General features: G+C 71.2%; 14 protein-coding genes and 1 pseudogene. 10 read left to right on the top strand and 5 right to left on the bottom strand.

The genetic code is table 11. The features are described 5' to 3' along the window. Positions 1-17 precede the first annotated feature (17 nt). From JEQ17_RS18345 to JEQ17_RS18335, 3 genes are all read right to left on the bottom strand, one after another. Positions 18-503 carry a succinate dehydrogenase hydrophobic membrane anchor subunit gene (locus JEQ17_RS18345; protein WP_200396254.1) on the bottom strand — a complete coding sequence of 162 codons (486 nt, stop codon included), beginning with the start codon at positions 501-503 and terminating at the stop codon, positions 18-20. A gap of 8 nt (positions 504-511) precedes the next feature. Next, entirely contained in the window at positions 512-892 is a 381-nt protein-coding gene (gene sdhC / locus JEQ17_RS18340) for a succinate dehydrogenase, cytochrome b556 subunit (RefSeq protein ID WP_079053671.1), read from the bottom strand. A 407-nt stretch (positions 893-1,299) separates the two neighbouring features. After that, a complete protein-coding gene (locus tag JEQ17_RS18335) occupies positions 1,300-1,824 on the bottom strand; it encodes a 2-oxo-4-hydroxy-4-carboxy-5-ureidoimidazoline decarboxylase (protein WP_200401565.1) in 525 nt (174 codons plus the stop codon). 425 nt (positions 1,825-2,249) lie between these two features. Between JEQ17_RS18335 and JEQ17_RS18330 the strand changes: the two genes are divergently transcribed. From JEQ17_RS18330 to JEQ17_RS50875, 4 genes and pseudogenes are all read left to right on the top strand, one after another. Then, a complete protein-coding gene (locus JEQ17_RS18330) occupies positions 2,250-3,836 on the top strand; it encodes a beta-N-acetylhexosaminidase (RefSeq protein WP_200401564.1) in 1,587 nt (528 codons plus the stop codon). Positions 3,837-4,043: 207 nt separating this feature from the next. Next, positions 4,044-4,562, top strand: coding sequence for a hypothetical protein (locus JEQ17_RS18325; RefSeq protein ID WP_200396253.1), 519 nt, complete (start codon positions 4,044-4,046; stop codon positions 4,560-4,562). A 99-nt stretch (positions 4,563-4,661) separates the two neighbouring features. Next, positions 4,662-5,237, top strand: a complete 576-nt coding sequence (locus JEQ17_RS18320; RefSeq protein WP_200396252.1) for a hypothetical protein — start codon at positions 4,662-4,664, stop codon at positions 5,235-5,237. Then, positions 5,200-5,345: pseudogene (locus tag JEQ17_RS50875) on the top strand (cobyrinate a,c-diamide synthase); the annotation flags it as partial. The gene JEQ17_RS18320 and the pseudogene JEQ17_RS50875, both read left to right, overlap by 38 nt. Positions 5,346-5,479: 134 nt before the next feature. Here the strand turns inward: JEQ17_RS50875 and JEQ17_RS18315 are convergent. Beyond that, on the bottom strand, positions 5,480-8,146 hold the full coding sequence (locus tag JEQ17_RS18315) for an FG-GAP-like repeat-containing protein (protein ID WP_407700154.1): 2,667 nt from the start codon (positions 8,144-8,146) through the stop codon (positions 5,480-5,482). A 352-nt stretch (positions 8,147-8,498) separates the two neighbouring features. On the opposite strand from JEQ17_RS18315, the gene JEQ17_RS50705 reads away from it, so the two are divergent. From JEQ17_RS50705 to JEQ17_RS18290, 5 genes are all read left to right on the top strand, one after another. After that, on the top strand, positions 8,499-9,116 hold the full coding sequence (locus JEQ17_RS50705) for a hypothetical protein (protein WP_325176265.1): 618 nt from the start codon (positions 8,499-8,501) through the stop codon (positions 9,114-9,116). Positions 9,117-9,221: 105 nt separating this feature from the next. Next, positions 9,222-9,839 (top strand): RNA polymerase sigma factor, encoded by a 618-nt coding sequence (locus tag JEQ17_RS18305; RefSeq protein WP_200396251.1) that lies wholly within the window; start codon positions 9,222-9,224, stop codon positions 9,837-9,839. A gap of 39 nt (positions 9,840-9,878) precedes the next feature. Next, positions 9,879-10,610, top strand: a complete 732-nt coding sequence (locus JEQ17_RS18300; protein ID WP_200396250.1) for a hypothetical protein — start codon at positions 9,879-9,881, stop codon at positions 10,608-10,610. A gap of 382 nt (positions 10,611-10,992) precedes the next feature. After that, positions 10,993-11,667 carry an RNA polymerase sigma factor gene (locus JEQ17_RS18295; protein ID WP_200396249.1) on the top strand — a complete coding sequence of 225 codons (675 nt, stop codon included), beginning with the start codon at positions 10,993-10,995 and terminating at the stop codon, positions 11,665-11,667. Further along, complete coding sequence (locus JEQ17_RS18290) at positions 11,667-13,076, top strand: hypothetical protein (protein ID WP_200396248.1); 1,410 nt, start codon at positions 11,667-11,669, stop codon at positions 13,074-13,076. Before JEQ17_RS18295 ends, JEQ17_RS18290 begins: the two co-directional genes overlap by 1 nt. A gap of 252 nt (positions 13,077-13,328) precedes the next feature. On the opposite strand, the gene JEQ17_RS18285 is transcribed toward JEQ17_RS18290, so the two are convergent. Next, entirely contained in the window at positions 13,329-14,204 is an 876-nt protein-coding gene (locus JEQ17_RS18285) for a L,D-transpeptidase family protein (RefSeq protein ID WP_234048252.1), read from the bottom strand. Between the two features lie 136 nt (positions 14,205-14,340). On the opposite strand from JEQ17_RS18285, the gene JEQ17_RS18280 reads away from it, so the two are divergent. Further along, positions 14,341-15,921 carry an acyl-CoA mutase large subunit family protein gene (locus JEQ17_RS18280; RefSeq protein ID WP_200396247.1) on the top strand — a complete coding sequence of 527 codons (1,581 nt, stop codon included), beginning with the start codon at positions 14,341-14,343 and terminating at the stop codon, positions 15,919-15,921. Positions 15,922-16,041: the final 120 nt, after the last annotated feature.

Raw genomic sequence — 16,041 nt, 5'->3', positions numbered from 1 at the left:
TTCTCGTAGCCCCGGATCTAGCGGATGTTCGGGTCGAAGGTGAAGATCACCAGCGTGCCCAGCAGGATGGTGAACACCGTGGCCGTGTAGAGCAGGCCCTTGAGCCACAGCCGGGTGTTCGCGCGCTCCGCGTAGTCGTTGATGACCGTGCGCAGGCCGTTGGCGCCGTGCAGCATCGCCAGCCACAGCATCAGCAGGTCCCACGTCTGCCAGAACGGGGACGCCCAGCGGCCCGCCACGAAGGCGAAGCCGATCTTGGAGACACCGCCGTCGAGGACGAGCTGGATCAGCAGGTGGCCGATGACGAGGACGACGAGGACGATGCCGGACAGACGCATGAAGAGCCATGCGGCCATCTCGAAGTTGCCACGAGTGGACTTCGGGGTCTTCTTCGTCCGCTTGCGCGGGGCCTCGATCAGGGGCGCCGGGTTGTCGACGCTGTAGAGGGACGCACCCTCGACGGGGCCGATGCCGGAGGCGGCGGTCTTCTCAGTGGTGGACATTGTTGGCGTCAGCTCCCGAAGACTTCACGAGCGGCGTGGCCGAGTACGGGGTACAGGGCCCCGACCATCAGCACGACCCAGATGCCGACCACGGTCCAGAGCATCTGCTTCTGGTACCGCGGTCCCTTCGACCAGAAGTCGACGGCGATCACACGCAGGCCGTTGAGCGCGTGGAAGAGGATGGCGGCGACGAGGCCGTACTCCAGCAGCGCGACGATCGGCGTCTTGTAGGTGGCTACGACCTTGTCGTAGTCCTCGGGGGAGACACGGACAAGAGCGGTGTCCAGCACGTGTACGAACAGGAAGAAGAAGATGAGGACGCCGGTGACTCGATGAGCCACCCATGACCACATTCCTTCCCGGCCGCGGTACAGCGTTCCAGCCGGCACGGAAGAACCCTCCGGGAGCGGGGATTGGGGCCGCGCCGGCTTCTGTGTCGGACGGGCCCGGCCGGGTACGGTCCACCGGCCCTGGCCATCGTAGCGACGTGTTGTCGGAACGTTTACGGCGGGCCTACCGATGTGATCGAACCGGCAGTCATATGGGACACGGACGGGCTACTCCGTGGGTTGGGCGGGGCGGCTACGGGGGTGGGGCTTTGGGTGGTTTGCCGGGTGCGGGTTCGTTGTGGCTGGTCGCGCAGTTCCCCGCGCCCCTAAAAGATTGCGCCGTTCCCCGCGCCCCCAAAAGGGCTGCGCCGGTCCCCGTGCCCCCAAAGGGCTGCGCCGTTCCCCCGCGCCCCAAGGGGCTGGCCCCCGTGCCCCTGGAGCTGGCCCCCGTGCCCCTGGAAGTGTCGCTAAGAGACCGCGCAGTTTCCCGCCGGTCTGAAAGACCTGGTGAGGCGGCCTCTTGCCAGGCGGCGGAGTTCTTCGGCCGTCAGGATTCGTTCCTCGTCGGGATCGTTTGTCAATCGTGATCGGATTCCGGCCAGGACCTGGTCGAGGGACTCCTCGGGGGCCGTGTCGTCGAGGCAGATGACGAAGACGTGGCCGAAACGGCTCTCGTAGGCGGCGTGGGCGGCGCTCAGGGCGGTGTGGGCCGCGGAGTAGGCGCCCTCCGGGAGGAGCGTGAGGGATTCGCAGGCCAGGGCCTCGGCGAGATCGCCGGGGGTCAGGTCGTACGCCGCCTCGTCGGCCGCGGCCAGCAGGGCGTCCAGGTCGGGGTACGGGCGGTGGGCGGCGACGCGGCGGGCCCAGTGGTGGCTGCCGCAGCAGGCGAGGAGGGCGCGCTCGGCCTCGTCGGCGGGCATGCCGTTGAACCGGTCCAGGCCGGTGGGACGGGGTCCGGTGGGATCCGGCGCCGATCGGGTCTGCCCCGGCAGTTCCGAGGGCTCCGGGAACTCCGCGAGCGTCGAGCTCTCCGACTGGTCGGTCGGTTCGGTCGGTTCGGACGGTTCCGGAATGGCGACGGCCTGGCCGGGGAGGCGGGAAGGACGGTGCGCGGGCAGCGTGGGTTCCTCGGCGGTTCGGTGACGCTCGGATGTGCGCCACGCGTGGTTCGGCAGGGGGTCAAGTGAGAGATGTGTCATCACGCTATCGAGGTGTGACGCGACCTGTCCGACGGATGCCCGAATATCACCCGTAAGAGAGAGTTTAAGAACGGGCGGTGGACGGCGGCCCCGGGTGACGGGGCCTAGGTTCACAGTGAAGGTACAGCGTACGAGAGTGATCGCAGGAGGGTGAGTGGTCTGTGGTGAACGGGCGTGGGCGCAGGGCTTCGCGGTCCCTGCCGGGCGGCAGGAGGACTCTGCTGGTCGGTGCGGGCGTGGCGGTCGCGGCGGGTGCCGCGCTGACCGTCGGGCTCTGGCCGAGCGGTGACTCCGGCTCGCCCTCGTCCCAGCGGCCCTCCGGCGGGAGAACCGCCCTGGCGCCGACACCGTCCGCTTCGCCCACTCCGTCACCCAGTCGGACGTATCCGCTGTCGAAGACTCCTCGGACCATCCCGGCCGTACGGGAACACACCCCGGCGCGCGGACCCGGCTGGCGGCCCGCGAAGGGCGGGCGGGTCGTCGTGGGCGACGACGCGCTCGCGGACGAGGGACGGCTGCTCGCCGGGGAACTGGGCCTGGCCTACGCGGGCTCCGGCGGGGCGCGGGCCGGTGACGTGGAGCTGGGCCTCACCGACGAGGACGCGAACGCCGAGTCGTACACGCTGACCGTGAAGGACGGGCGCGTGCGGATCAGCGGGACGGCCGAGGCGGGCGTCTTCTACGGCACGCGCACGCTCAAGCAGGAGGTGCGCGCGGGCGGCACGGCACCCGAGGGAGTCGTACGGGACTCGCCGGCCAAGCCGCAGCGCGGGTTCATGCTGGACATCGCGCGCAAGCACTTCACGGCCGGGTGGATCGAGGACCGGATCCGTGAGCTGGGGGACCTGAAGTACAACCAGTTCGGGCTGCACTTCTCCGACGACCAGGGCTTCCGGATCGCCTCCGACTCGCATCCCGAGGTCGTGTCGAAGCAGCATCTGTCGAAGGCGGAGGTGCGGCGCATCCTCGCGCTCGCGGCGAGCCGGCACATCACCGTCGTGCCCGAGATCGACTCGCCCGGCCACCTGGGCGCGGTGCTCGCCGCCCACCCGGACCTGCAGCTCCGCAATGCGCGGGGTGTGGTCTCGCAGGGTTCGCTCGACATCTCCAAGCCCGCGTCCGCGAAGATCGTGGACGACCTGCTGAACGAGTACGCGGGCCTCTTCCCGGGGCGGTACTGGCATCTCGGCGCCGACGAGTACCGGGCGCTGACGGTGTCGAACCCGGCGGCCTCGTATCCGCAGCTGGCCGCCGCCGCGAAGGACAAGTACGGCTCGGGCGCCGGGATCGCCGACCTCGCGACCGGGTGGCTCAACGACCGGGCCGACGTGATGCGCGGGCACGACCGGACCCCGCGGGCCTGGAACGACGGGTTCTTCGCGGGGGGCACCGTGCAGGCCGACGACGACATCCAGGTCGCGTACTGGACGGGCAAGGAGATCGGCGCGCGGCAGCCGGCCGAGTATCTGCGCGCCGGGCGCGAGGTCATCAATTACAACGACGAGTACCTGTACTACGTGCTCGGGCAGCCCAACGCCTTCGTCTACCCGACCGGGCAGCGCATCTACGAGCAGTGGACCCCGCTCGTCGTGCGCGGCACGACGCCGGTGCCACGGGAGTACGACGACCAGATCCTCGGCGGCTACTTCGCCGTCTGGTGCGACCTTTCAGCTTCGCAGACGCAGGACCAGGTGGCGGCAGGCATCCGGATGCCGCTGCGGGCGCTGACCCAGAAGCTGTGGGATCCGCGGAAGCCGGGGATGCCGTGGGCGGAGTTCAAGGGACTCGCGGGGAAATTGGGCTGAGGACGGTACGGATGAGGCGGGCCGTGCGGACGTGACGGTCGTGTCGCGTGGACGTCAACACCCAGGTGGCGGTATGCAGGACGAAAGGCCTGGCCTGGATCACGCGCCGGTGTGGTGTAGTTGCGGCGGCTTGCCCGTTTCGGTGGCGAACTGCCGTGCGTGTGTGGTGTATTCACGCTGGCCGAACCGATACACCGGGGGAGCGGGATGGGCTACTGGGGATATTTCGTCGTAGGCAGGAGCGAGCAGCCGCTCGCGGAACTGGAGGCGCTGTCGGGCGCGACGGGTCTGACGCTGCACCAGACGGCGGACGACGGCTGGCAGGTGTGGGAGTACCCGAACGCTCCCGACGACCCTGCCAAGGGTGACGTCGGCAACATGAACGACCTGGCCGAGGAGACGGGCGCGCCCGCGCTCTTCGGGTACGTGATGGACAGCGACTGCGTGGTCGTCGAGGCGGCAGCGCCCGAGAGCGGCGCCTGGACGACCTGCCTGGACAGGGACGCGATGGCCGGGTACCTCGGCGGCAACGAGGACGGGCTGGCCGTCGACGACTTCTTCCTCGAACCGCACGACGCCGTCGGACGTGCCGTCGCCTGGGCCGCCGAATCGGGGCGTCCCGTGCCCGAGGAACCCCTCCTCGACGTGCTCACCGCCGACGCCGATCCGTCGGCCGAGATGCTTTTCTTCCGATTTCTGGACCGGCTCGGCGTTGTCCCCATGTAGATTTCGGCCAACTCGCAGTGTGACGTTCCGGCCACAGTGCACGCAGTAAGGGGAAGTGCGGGCTCCGTTACCAGAGGCGGCCCCACCGAGGGAGGCGTGATGAGCCTGGTGGAACTGATCGCTCAGGCCGACGAGCGTGGTCTGGCGGCGAGCGGTCTGGCGTGTCTGGACCGGTGCGTGCCGCTGTTGGGCGGGGACGACGAGATCCTGCGGCCGCTGTGGGCGAGCCTTGCCGAGAGCGAGGGGTGGGAGGACTGGGGGGAGCGGGTCGAGCAGGCGCGCGCCAAGCTCGATGTGCCGGGTGTTCCGGAGGGCGGGGGGCTTGCCGAGGGGGAGGCCACCGTGCTTGCTCAGCGGATGCTCGGTGCCGTTCCGGTGGACCGGGCCGGCGGGAAACTGCGGGAGTGGGCGGATGCCTGTTCCGTCGCGGCGCTTCAGATCCATCGGCTGCTCGATGCCGCGAGCGATGGTGCGTCCTCTGTGACGGCTCGGCGTGAGGGGCGTACGCAGGACATGTCGCCGCTTGTCGCGGCCGAACTGCGGCGGCAGATCGCCATCCTGGAGCTGCTGTCCGCCCACGGTCCGGCGGGGCTGCGCCAGGCGCTCGACCTGTCGACGGAGGGTCGGCGCGTGCTGCGCGCGGTCGTCTCGCGCCGGGCCCGCGGGCGGGTCTGAGGATTCCTCGCCCCCGCCGCCCCTACCCGTCCCGTCCCTGGGGGCTCCGCCCCCAGACCCCCGTATCGCGCTGAACGCGCTCGTCCTCAAACGCCGGACGGGCTGAAAATCAGCCCCTCCGGCGTTTGAGGAGCGGGGGTTCGGGGGCGGAGCCCCCGAGTAGTGACGGGAATGGGTAGGGGCGGCGGGGGCGAAAAAAGCCGGGACCCACACGCGTGGGCCCCGGCTCTCCCCCCGTGGGACTACGGAGTCAGGAACTGGCCCAAGCGGCCCGCCGTCGGCGAGGCGAGTTGGGTTACGCCGTAGTAGGCCGACTTGGTGACGGAGACGCCCGAGGCTGTGGTCGGGAGGTAGAGGAGCGTGCCGTTGCCCGCGTCCTCACCCTCCGCACCGAGCAGCAGATGCGCGCGGCCGTGGCCCGAGACGTCCGTCAGCGAGACGGACGAACCCAGCTTGTCGTCCTTCTCCGTGGAGCCGGCGATACCCGTCGTGTCCTGGGAGTAGGACAGCGAACCAGTACCTGTCAGGCCCGAAGAGGCGCCCTTGAACAGCCAGACCGCACCCGCGTTGGCGCGGTTGCCACTGCGGGTGATGTCCTCGTTCGGGGCGCCGGTCAGGACGTCCGCGTAACCGTCGGCGTTGAAGTCGCCCACGGAGACCGACGAACCCAGCGCGTCGCCGGACTCGTTGGCACCCGGAACCCCCGCGGTGTCCTGAGTGATCTTCGTCATCCCGGTCGTGGTGAAGCCGGTCGACGTGCCCGGAACCATGGTGACCTGGCCGCCGGAGATCGCGCCGGACTCCGTTGCGTACGGCTGCCCGATGACGATGTCGTCGTAGCCGTTGCCGTTCACGTCGCCCGAGGCGATGGACCGGCCGCCCTTCACGGAGATCGTCGAAACCTTCGACAGGCCGAGCGACTTGGAGCCCTTGAACCAGGTGACCCTGCCGACGCCGGACGCGTCGCGGTAGTTGAGCGCCACGTCCGCGTAGCCGTCCCGGTTGAAGTCACCGCTCGTGGCGTCCGCGTACGAGAGGGAGCCGGAGACGGTGGTGAGGTCGCCCGCGACCTCGTGGCCGTCGTTGAAGCGGGCCGCCCAGTTGCCGCCCGTGCCGGTGGCCGCCGTGAAGACGTCCGCCTTGCCGTCGGCGTTGAAGTCGCCGACCGCGACCGTCGCGCCGAACCGCGCACCGGCCGGCTCGTAGTCGTCGCCCAGCGCCATGGTGTCGGCACCGGTGTCGAACTTCGGGCCGTACAGGATCGTCACCGCGCCACGGTCCGCGTGGCCGGTCGTGTCGTCCTCGCCGGGCGCGCCGACCGCGAGGTCCGCGTAGCCGTCGGCGTTGATGTCGCCCCAGGCGGTGGCCGTGCCCCACTGGTCGCCGGACTCGGCGGCACCCGGAACACCGGCGCTGCCCTGGTTGAGCTTCACCTTCGAGGCGGAGACGGGGCCGTTGAGGCCGCCCGGCACGAGCGTGAGCCAGCCGCTGCCGACCTTGGGCGTGGCGGCGACGACGTCACTGATGCCGTCCCGGTTGAAGTCGGCCGTGGGGATCGCGGAGTTCTTGCCGGGGCTGGAGGCGTACCGGCGGATCTCGCTCAGCTTCGAGTACAGGTTCTTGCCGGGGCACGCGGTGGCGAAGCCGTCGCGGTGGCCGGAGATCGTGTTCAGCGTGGCCTGCTGGCCCGCCTTCCACACCCCCGTGTCGGCGGCGGCGGTCAGCGTGACCTGGCCGCTCGGGTTGCCCCCGTACTGGCCCAGCTTCCACGCGGCGACGCGCGCCACGGACTCAAGAGCGGCGCGGCTGGGCCTGCCCGCGGCCTTCGCCGGAGTGGTGGAGGTGGCGGCAGCGCCCTCGAAGTCACCGAGGACGGCGATGCCCGCCGAGTCGCCGTTGAAGCCGTAGGTGTGCGCGCCGCGCACCGGCAGGTCGATGCCGCCGCCGCGGCCCTCGAAGATCCGGCCGCACTTGTCGACCAGGAAGTTGTAGCCGAGGTCGTTCCACTTCTCGCTCTGCACGTGGTACGCCATGATGCCGCGGACCAGCGCCGGGGACTCGGCGCAGCTGTAGTCGTTCGTGCCGACCGTGTGGTGCACGAAGACCGCGCTGACCTTGTCGATGTACTCCGGCGGGTCCTTGACCATCGACTCGTCGGCGCCCCACTGGGCGCGGGAGACGATCGGCGGCTGCGCCACGGTGGACGGCGGCGGGGACGGCACCGGGTCGGGGGTCGGAGACGCGGACTCCGACGGGCTCTCCGACGTGCTCTCGGTGGGCGTCGCCGGCGCGCTGGTCGTGGGCTCCGTACCGGTGGACTCCGTCGGCGACGGGGACTCCGAGGCCGGGTCGGTCGGAGTCGGCGAGTCGGTCGGGTCCTCGGCGACGAAGGCGGCGTTCTCCAGGGAGGCGCCGGTCGTCGTGCCTAGGGCCTTGTTCTTCGCCTCGGCCGAGGTCACACCCGGGTCGACCAGGCTGACCTCAAGGCCCTTGGGCAGCGGGGAACTCGTCGAGCCGTCGGCGGCGACCACACGTGCCTCGACGCCGTCGCTCGGGCCGACCCACAGCGGGTCGGAGGCGCCGCGGGCCTCCTTGGCGCCCGGCTCGGCCTTGTCGACCGGGTGCGGCTCCAGATCCAGGTTCTGCCAGCCGGTCCACTCGCCCGTCGCCAGGTCGCGGGTGCGTACCTGGGCGGTGCCGTCCAGCTCGGTCTTCGCGCCGGTCCAGGTGACGCCGAGCAGCGAGAACTGAGCGGTGCTCGTCCGCTCGACCTCGCGCCGGCCGGTGCCGTCGCTCTGCATCGTGAGCTCGTGCACCTTCACGGGCCGCTTGCCGCGCGCGGTGTCCACGGCCGGGTCCGTGCTCGGGTTCGCGACGGCGTACGTCACGGCACCCGTCCCGCCCAGCACCACGGCCCCAATCGTCAGCCACGCTCTCCGCTTCAGACTCAGCGGCTTGTACGCATGGGTCGTCCGGCGACTCAATTACCCCACCCCTAGAAAAGCCTCACAAAAAACCCACCCGTCACTGGGGTGGCTTTCTAATTCAGCGGTAAGACGAGGTTAAACATCACCCAACAGGGGTGTGGGGTACGTCACTTCGCTTTCGCGCAGACGTCCGAGCGGGTCGGATGGTTGTACGGGTATCGCCGACTTGTCACGTGACCCTTGTCACCGTGGTGACGTGTGATGTTCCTGGAGCCCGCCCCGCTTGGTCTGCCAGAGGCACATGCGTGAGCGGTGAGCCAGGGGGGCGGAAGCGGTGGATGGGACAAGGCTGTCGGCTGATCTGCGGATGCGGCGGCACGCGGCGGAGTTCGTACGGGACGTCACGGCCCGCAGTCGGCTGCCGTTGGACTATTCGGTCGAGAGCCTGCGGGTCGTCGACTTCATCGTCGACGGGCTGCGCAAGAGCGGCCGCGACCGCACGGCCGTGGGGCACGTGCTGTTCGGGCTCGGGGTGTACGCCGGTGAGGTGCTCGTCCGCCGGGCCGGTGCCGTGTGGGTCGAGTTCGACGAGGAGCAGCGGGAGCTGTTCGGCCGGCCGGTGGGCGTACGGATGCCGGACGGGCGGCTCTGGAATCCGCTGGGCAAGGTCGTGAAGCGGTTCGAGGCGGGGGAGCGGGAGTCGTTGCGGACCTTCTATCTGCAACTGCACGGGCGGGCGCGGCCCGGACTGCCGGGACTGCCCGCGCAGCCCGGGCCCACCGAGACAGGCGGAACCGGCGAAACCGTTGTTCGCGCCGGGCGCGGGACCGGCGGGACCGGTGACCGTGCCGGACGTGAGGCCGGCGGAACCAGTGCCCGCGCCGGCCGCCGGACCGGCGGGACCGGCGACCGTGCCAGCCGTGGGACCGGTGCGGCGTCTGACGGGCTGTGACATTTCCGTGCCGTCCGACGCTGATGACCTTGGAGGCGCGCGGGCAAGGCGACCCGCGCCCCGTGGTGCGGATCCGGTACGAACTCGGCATGAACGAGGACACTGTTGGGCCAGGGAGGGGAACCCCACCGCGGGCGGGCGTCCGACGGTGAGCTGGGCGCGGCCGTCGCACGGGCGCAGGACGGTGACGAGGCGGCCTTCGCCGTCGCGTACCGGATCGTGCAGCCCGGACTGCTCGGCTACCTGCGGGGGCTGGTCGGCGACGAGGCGGAGGACGTGGCGTCGGACGCCTGGCTGGAGATCGCCCGGGACCTGGGGCGGTTCCGCGGCGACGGGGCGGGGTTCCGCGGCTGGACCGCGACCATCGCCCGGCACCGGGCCCTCGACCATCTGCGGCGGCTGAAGGTGCGGCCGCGGGCGTCCGCGCTGGAACAGGACATGCTCGATCTGCCCGGCCCGCACAGCACCCATGACCAGGCTCTGGAGTCCCTCTCCACGGAGTACGCGCTCGAACTCGTCTCGAGTCTTCCGCGCGACCAGGCCGAGGCCGTACTGCTGCGTGTCGTCGTCGGCCTCGACGGCCCCGCCGCCGCGCGCGTCCTCGGCAAACGCCCCGGCGCCGTACGCACCGCCGCGCACCGGGGCCTGAAACGCCTCGCGAGCCGGCTGGGCGCGGAGGGTGTGACGGATGACGGGCCCAGCACGCTGGGGGAGTCGAGATGAACGGCAAGCGGTCCTTGGCCGGCGAGGGTGGATACGGACATGCCTGAACGACACGACCCCGACGGCCCCTGGAACCTCCCTGCCGCGAACCCGCCCGATCTCGGTGAACTGCTCGCCGCCGCTGTGCGCGGCGGCGCGGTCGACGTCGATGCCGAGAAGCGGGCGCTCGCCGCGTTCCGGGCGGCGCGCGACGAGGGGGCGCACCGGGCGGCGGCGCGCAACCGGCGACGGGACGACTGGCGGCCGGAGCGGGAGCGGCGGGGCGGTCGGCCGGTGCGGGCGACCCTGGTCGCGTTGGTGGCGAGCGTGACGCTCGGCGGGGTGGCGGTCGCGGCCATCGGCTCGGTAGGCGGCGGAACGCGTGACGAGGGTGCCGAGCGGGGCAGGCCGCTGCCCACGAGCAGCGCTCCGACCGGCCCGACCGCCGCCGTGCCGGATCCGTCCGCGCCCGCGCAGGCCGACCGCGGTGTCCGCCGTCCGACGACCGCCCAGGACACCGAGGCCCACTGTCGCGCGTACGACTCCGTCAGGAAGCGCGGCAAGGCCCTCGACTCGACCGCCTGGCAGCGACTGATACAAGCCGCGGGCGGCGAGGAGAACGTCGAGGCGTACTGCGCCGAGCAGCTGGCCGAGAAGAAGGGGAAGAAGAAGGAGGAGGGGAGCGCCGACGCGAACAAGGCGGGCAAATCACCCAAGGCGTCCACGACTCCCGGCGGCGGTGCCACGAAGAATCCGAAGACCACGAAGAGCCCGAAGAGCAAGGCCGACTGACCGGGAGTGGCCGAGGGTGGCCGACAAAGAGTGAAAAGCGGGACAAAGTCCCAGCCTCAGTGTGCCGATGGCAACGGCCGGGGCCGCCACCCCCCACAGGAGAGGCCCCGGCCGTCGCGCGGCACGGGCCGCGCGGCGGCCCGTACTTGCTTCAGCGTCGGAGGTGCGTTTTGTGTCACACCCCACGCCGGAACGCGATAGTTGCACGTTGTACGGACATGGACGGGGAACGGTTTCACGCCGTAACGTGCCATTCGCGCCGGACTGAGGCGGAGCGGAACCCACCAAGGCTCCACGACCGCAACCATCGATTGAGCAACCACGACGGCGAGAACCCGGTCCGCGAGAGCGGCGCCGGATCAGGCGCAAAGAGGGGCGTTCGGTGCTGGGGGACGACGCGGAGCTGACCGCCGCGGTGCTTGCGGCACAGGACGGAGACGAGACCGCGTTCCGGACTGTGTACCGAGCCGTGCATCCACGGCTGCTCGGGTATGTACGGACGCTGGTCGGCGACCCGGACGCGGAGGACGTCACGTCCGAGGCCTGGCTGCAGATCGCCCGCGACCTCGAACGGTTCAGCGGCGACGCCGACCGCTTCCGCGGCTGGGCGGCCCGGATCGCCCGCAACCGAGCCCTCGACCACATACGCATGCGCGGCCGCCGCCCCGCGATAGGCGGCGACGAGACCGAGCTCACCGGCAGGGCGGCCGAGTCCGACACCGCCGGTGAGGCCATCGAGGCCCTCGCCACCGGCAGCACGCTCTCCCTGATAGCCCAGCTCCCGCAGGACCAGGCCGAGGCCGTCGTGCTGCGCGTCGTCGTCGGCCTCGACGCGAAGACCGCCGCCGAGACCCTGGGCAAACGGCCGGGCGCCGTCCGCACGGCCGCGCATCGCGGTCTGAAGCGGCTCGCGGAGCTGATCGGCGCGGATCCGGAATCGGTCGGATCCCTGAGTTCCGTACCCCCACAAAGACCCCCACACGAAGAACCGCGTACCCGCGCGGTGACGTCCGCCGGTGTGACGCATACGCGTTCGCGGACGCAGAAGGACATGTGATGGCCGACGAGCAGTACAGGTGGCTGGACCGCGACACGGCGGAGCGGCTGCTGCGCGGCGAGCCGCTGGACGCCGTCGACGCCGACAGTCGTGACCAGGCCGACCGCCTCACCGAGGCGCTCGAAGCCCTCGACGCGCTGGGCACGCAGGCCGCCGAATCCACGCCCGCCGACGCCGAACTCCCGGGTGAGGCCGCCGCGTTGGCCGCGTTCCGCAAAGCACGCACCGGCAAGAACGGCGAACAGGCGAGCCTCGGCCCGCGCACGCGTCCCCGCTCGGCGGCCGCGGCCGCCGCCGCTTCCTCCGCGGCCTCCCAGATCTCCTCCGACGCGGGCCTGATCCACCTCGGCCGCCCCACCGCTCATCGGCACGCCCCCTCCCGCTGGGGCCGCCCGGTGCGATACGGACTCGCCGCCGCGCTGGCCGCGGGGATGATCGGCGGGGCCGCCATGGCCGCGACCTCCGGTGTCCTGCCGTTCGGCGGAGAGGAACCGGAACCCGGCTCGTCCGCGACGGTCGCCGTCACCCCGGACCGCCCACTCGTCTCGCCGTCCCCCGAGAAGAAGCCGGGCGGCGGCCCCGACAAGCCGAGGCCCGACGGCAGCGCGGGCGGCCTGACCGGCAAGGGTTCCGTCCCGCGCGGAGAGGCGCGCGGCGGTACGGACCCGGGCGCGCGGCCCGATTCCGGCGACGACCGGCGCGAGGGGCGGACCGGCCGGGGGTGGCGCTGGCTCGCCTCGGTCTGCCGCGACTTCCACGACGGCAAGAACCTCGACTCCGAGCGCAGACGCGGCCTGGAGGACGCGGCGAACGGCGCCGAGCAGGTGAAGAGGTACTGCAACGGCATCCTGAAGAACTGGGACGACCGCGGCTCCGGTGACGGCCGGAGCGGCAGTGGGTCGGGCAGGGGCGAGTCGGGCCGGGGCGGCTCCGGCTGGAACAACGACCGAGACGACCGAGACGACCGAGACGGCAGGGACAACGACGACGACGGCGATGGGGGTGGCGACGGCTCGCACATAGGCGCGGGCGCGTTCCGGGGCGACAACGGCACGGTCCGCCTCGCCACGGGCGCGGCCGAACGCACGGCCTTCGCCCCCGCCGCCCGGCCCTCGGCGACACGGACGCCGACACCCGTGCGGACGCTGCTCCAGGCCCCGGCCAAGACACCGACCCGGGCACATGCGCAGGCGCCGACCCGGGCACAGACTCAGGCACCGGCCCCGGCACAGCCTCAAGCGCCGATTCGGGCACTGGCCCTCGATGCCGGCGCCCCGACGCGGCCCGTGACCGCCGCCACTGCCGCGCCCTCCGCCCCGGCCCGGTCCGCCTCGGCCCCCTCCACCGGGCCCAAGGCATCCGCCCCGCGCTCCCCGCGGACACTCCCCGCGCTCTCGTCACCCTCCTGATCGCCGCCTGATCACCGCTTGAGCATCGTCCGCCCGTCGCTCGACCTGCGGTTTCCTTCCGCTGCCCGGCTGCCGGCCGCCGGGTGTGACGTTTTCAGCCGCGCTGACGCAGTAGTAAGCGAGCCGACTGGTCATCGGCTGTCGCACGAGCCGGGGTTCCCCCCGTACCCACGGCTCTGTGCACAGTGGCGCGGGCGGGACACGTTCCCCCGGTCCCGCCCGTGCCCACGCACTCTTCCCGCCGCCGGTTCCTCACCAGTAGACGACGACCTTGTCGCCGTTCCTCACCTGGGAGAACAGCGTCGCGATCTTCCCTTCGTCCCGTACGTTCACGCAGCCGTGCGAGGCTCCGTAGTAGCCCGTCGCCGCGAAGTCCGAGGAGTAGTGGACCGCCTGGCCGCCGCTGAAGAACATCGCGTACGGCATGGGTGAGTCGTAGATCGTCGACACATGGTGGCGCGACTTGAAGTAGACGTTGAAGACACCTTCCCGGGTGGGCGTGTACTGCGAGCCGAAGCGCACGTCCATCGTCGAGACCGTGCGGCCGTCGATCATCCAGCGCAGGGTGCGGCTCGTCTTGCTGACGCACAGCACCCGGCCCGTCATACAGCGCGGGTCGGGCGTCGCGGCCGGCTGACCGCCCGACGCGTACAGCTCCCACTTGCCGGGCTCGCGCGTCATTTTCAGCAGCCGCTGCCACGTCACGGTGTCCGCCTTGCCCGTCTTCGGCAGGCCCCGCTTGCCCTGGAAGCCCTTCACCGCGGTGACGGTCGAACCGTCGTACGTCCCGGTCGGCCCCTCGAAGAGCCAGAACACCTGTCGCAGCCGGGCCTGCAGCTCCCGTACGTCCCGGCCCCGGTCACCCTTCGACCACAGGGTCCTGGGGGCGGGCGCGGGCGGGGCGGTGGGCTTCGGCTTCGACGGTTTGGCGTCGTCCGGGGAAGAGCCGGGCGTCGGAGACGTACCGCCCGGTGTCTTACCGGAGGGTGTCTGTCCGGCGGGTGTCGGTCCGTCGGTGGTCCCTTCGGCGGGCGGGCCGAGGGTCTGGACGGTGCATCCGCTCACCGCGACGAGCGCCGCCACCGTCGTCGCCACCGCGCCTGTTCGCCACATGACCGGAATACGCATCCGAACCCCCCGTTGCTCACCGACCCCCGGTGGTGCGTCGTGTCCCCTGAGATGTTTCCCGCGCGTGCCCGGTTGCGAACTACGCGGCATTGTTGGGGGCAACAGGCCCGTCCCGGTCCAGTGGGAGGCAGACGTCATGGCGCGCGAGTCGGAGTCCGGACTGCCCATCGAGCCGGTCTATGGTCCGGAGGCCCTGGAGGGCTGGGATCCGGCGGTGAAGCTGGGTGAACCCGGTGCGTATCCCTTCACGCGGGGCGTCTACCCCTCCATGTACACGGGTCGGCCGTGGACGATGCGGCAGTATGCCGGGTTCGGTACGGCGGTGGAGTCCAATGCCCGCTACCGGCAGTTGATCGCGAATGGTACGACGGGTCTGTCGGTGGCCTTCGACCTGCCGACCCAGATGGGCCATGACTCCGATGCTCCGATCGCGCACGGGGAGGTGGGCAAGGTGGGGGTGGCGGTCGACTCGGTCGAGGACATGCGGGTGCTGTTCGACGGGATTCCGCTGGACCGGGTGTCGACGTCGATGACGATCAACGCGCCCGCCGCGCTGCTGCTGCTGATGTATCAGCTGGTGGGCGAGGAGCAGGGGGTGCCGGCCGACAGGCTCACTGGCACGGTGCAGAACGATGTGCTGAAGGAGTACATCGCGCGCGGTACCTATATTTTTCCGCCCAGGCCGTCGTTGCGGCTGGTCGCGGACATCTTCAGGTACTGCCGGGCCGAGATCCCGCGGTGGAACACCATCTCGATCTCGGGCTATCACATGGCGGAGGCGGGTGCTTCGCCCGCGCAGGAGATCGCGTTCACCCTCGCGGACGGCATCGAGTATGTGCGGACGGCGGTCGCGGCGGGCATGGAGGTGGACGATTTCGCGCCCCGGCTGTCGTTCTTCTTCGTGGCCCGTACGACGCTGCTGGAGGAGGTCGCCAAGTTCCGTGCGGCGCGCCGGATCTGGGCGCGGGTGATGCGTGAGGAGTTCGGGGCCCGCAATCCCAAGTCGCTGATGCTGCGCTTCCATACGCAGACGGCGGGGGTGCAGCTGACCGCGCAGCAGCCGGAGGTGAATCTGGTGCGGGTGGCGGTGCAGGGTCTGGCCGCGGTCCTGGGCGGCACCCAGTCGCTGCACACCAACTCCTTCGACGAGGCGATCGCCCTGCCCACCGACAAGTCGGCGCGTCTGGCGCTGCGCACCCAGCAGGTCCTCGCCTATGAGACGGATGTGACCGCGACGGTGGATCCGTTCGCGGGCTCGTATGTGGTCGAGCGGATGACCGACGACGTGGAGGGGGCCGTGGTCGAGTTGATGGGCCGGGTGGAGGAGCTGGGCGGGGCGGTCGCGGCGATCGAGCACGGGTTCCAGAAGGGCGAGATCGAGCGCAGCGCGTACCGGATCGCGCAGGAGACCGACTCCGGGGAGCGGGTCGTGGTCGGCGTCAACCGGTACCGGCTCGATGTGGAGGAGCCGTACGAGCCGCTGCGGGTGGACCCGGCGATCGAGGCCCAGCAGGCCGCACGCCTGGCCACGCTCCGTGCCGGGCGCGACCAGCCCGCGGTGGACCTGGCCCTGGCCGCCCTGAAGAAGGCCGCCGAGGGCGACGACAACGTCCTCTACCCGATGAAGGACGCGCTGCGGGCCCGGGCCACCGTCGGCGAGGTGTGCAACGCCCTGCGGGAGGTCTGGGGCACCTACGTGCCGAGCGACGCCTTCTGACACCGCTCCCGGATGCCGTTCGCGGACACCGCTCCCGGCCGCCGTTCAAGGCGTCGCGGAGGGGCGGTTCGCCCGGCCCGCACGGCGGCCGTCCCGCAAGGTGAAACCCCCGGGCGGATT

It is taken from the genome of Streptomyces liliifuscus, assembly GCF_016598615.1.
Taxonomy (GTDB): Bacteria; Actinomycetota; Actinomycetes; order Streptomycetales; family Streptomycetaceae; genus Streptomyces; species Streptomyces liliifuscus.
The sequence above is the reverse complement of the archived record's forward strand: the minus strand, read 5'-3'. Positions and strand labels throughout refer to the sequence as shown.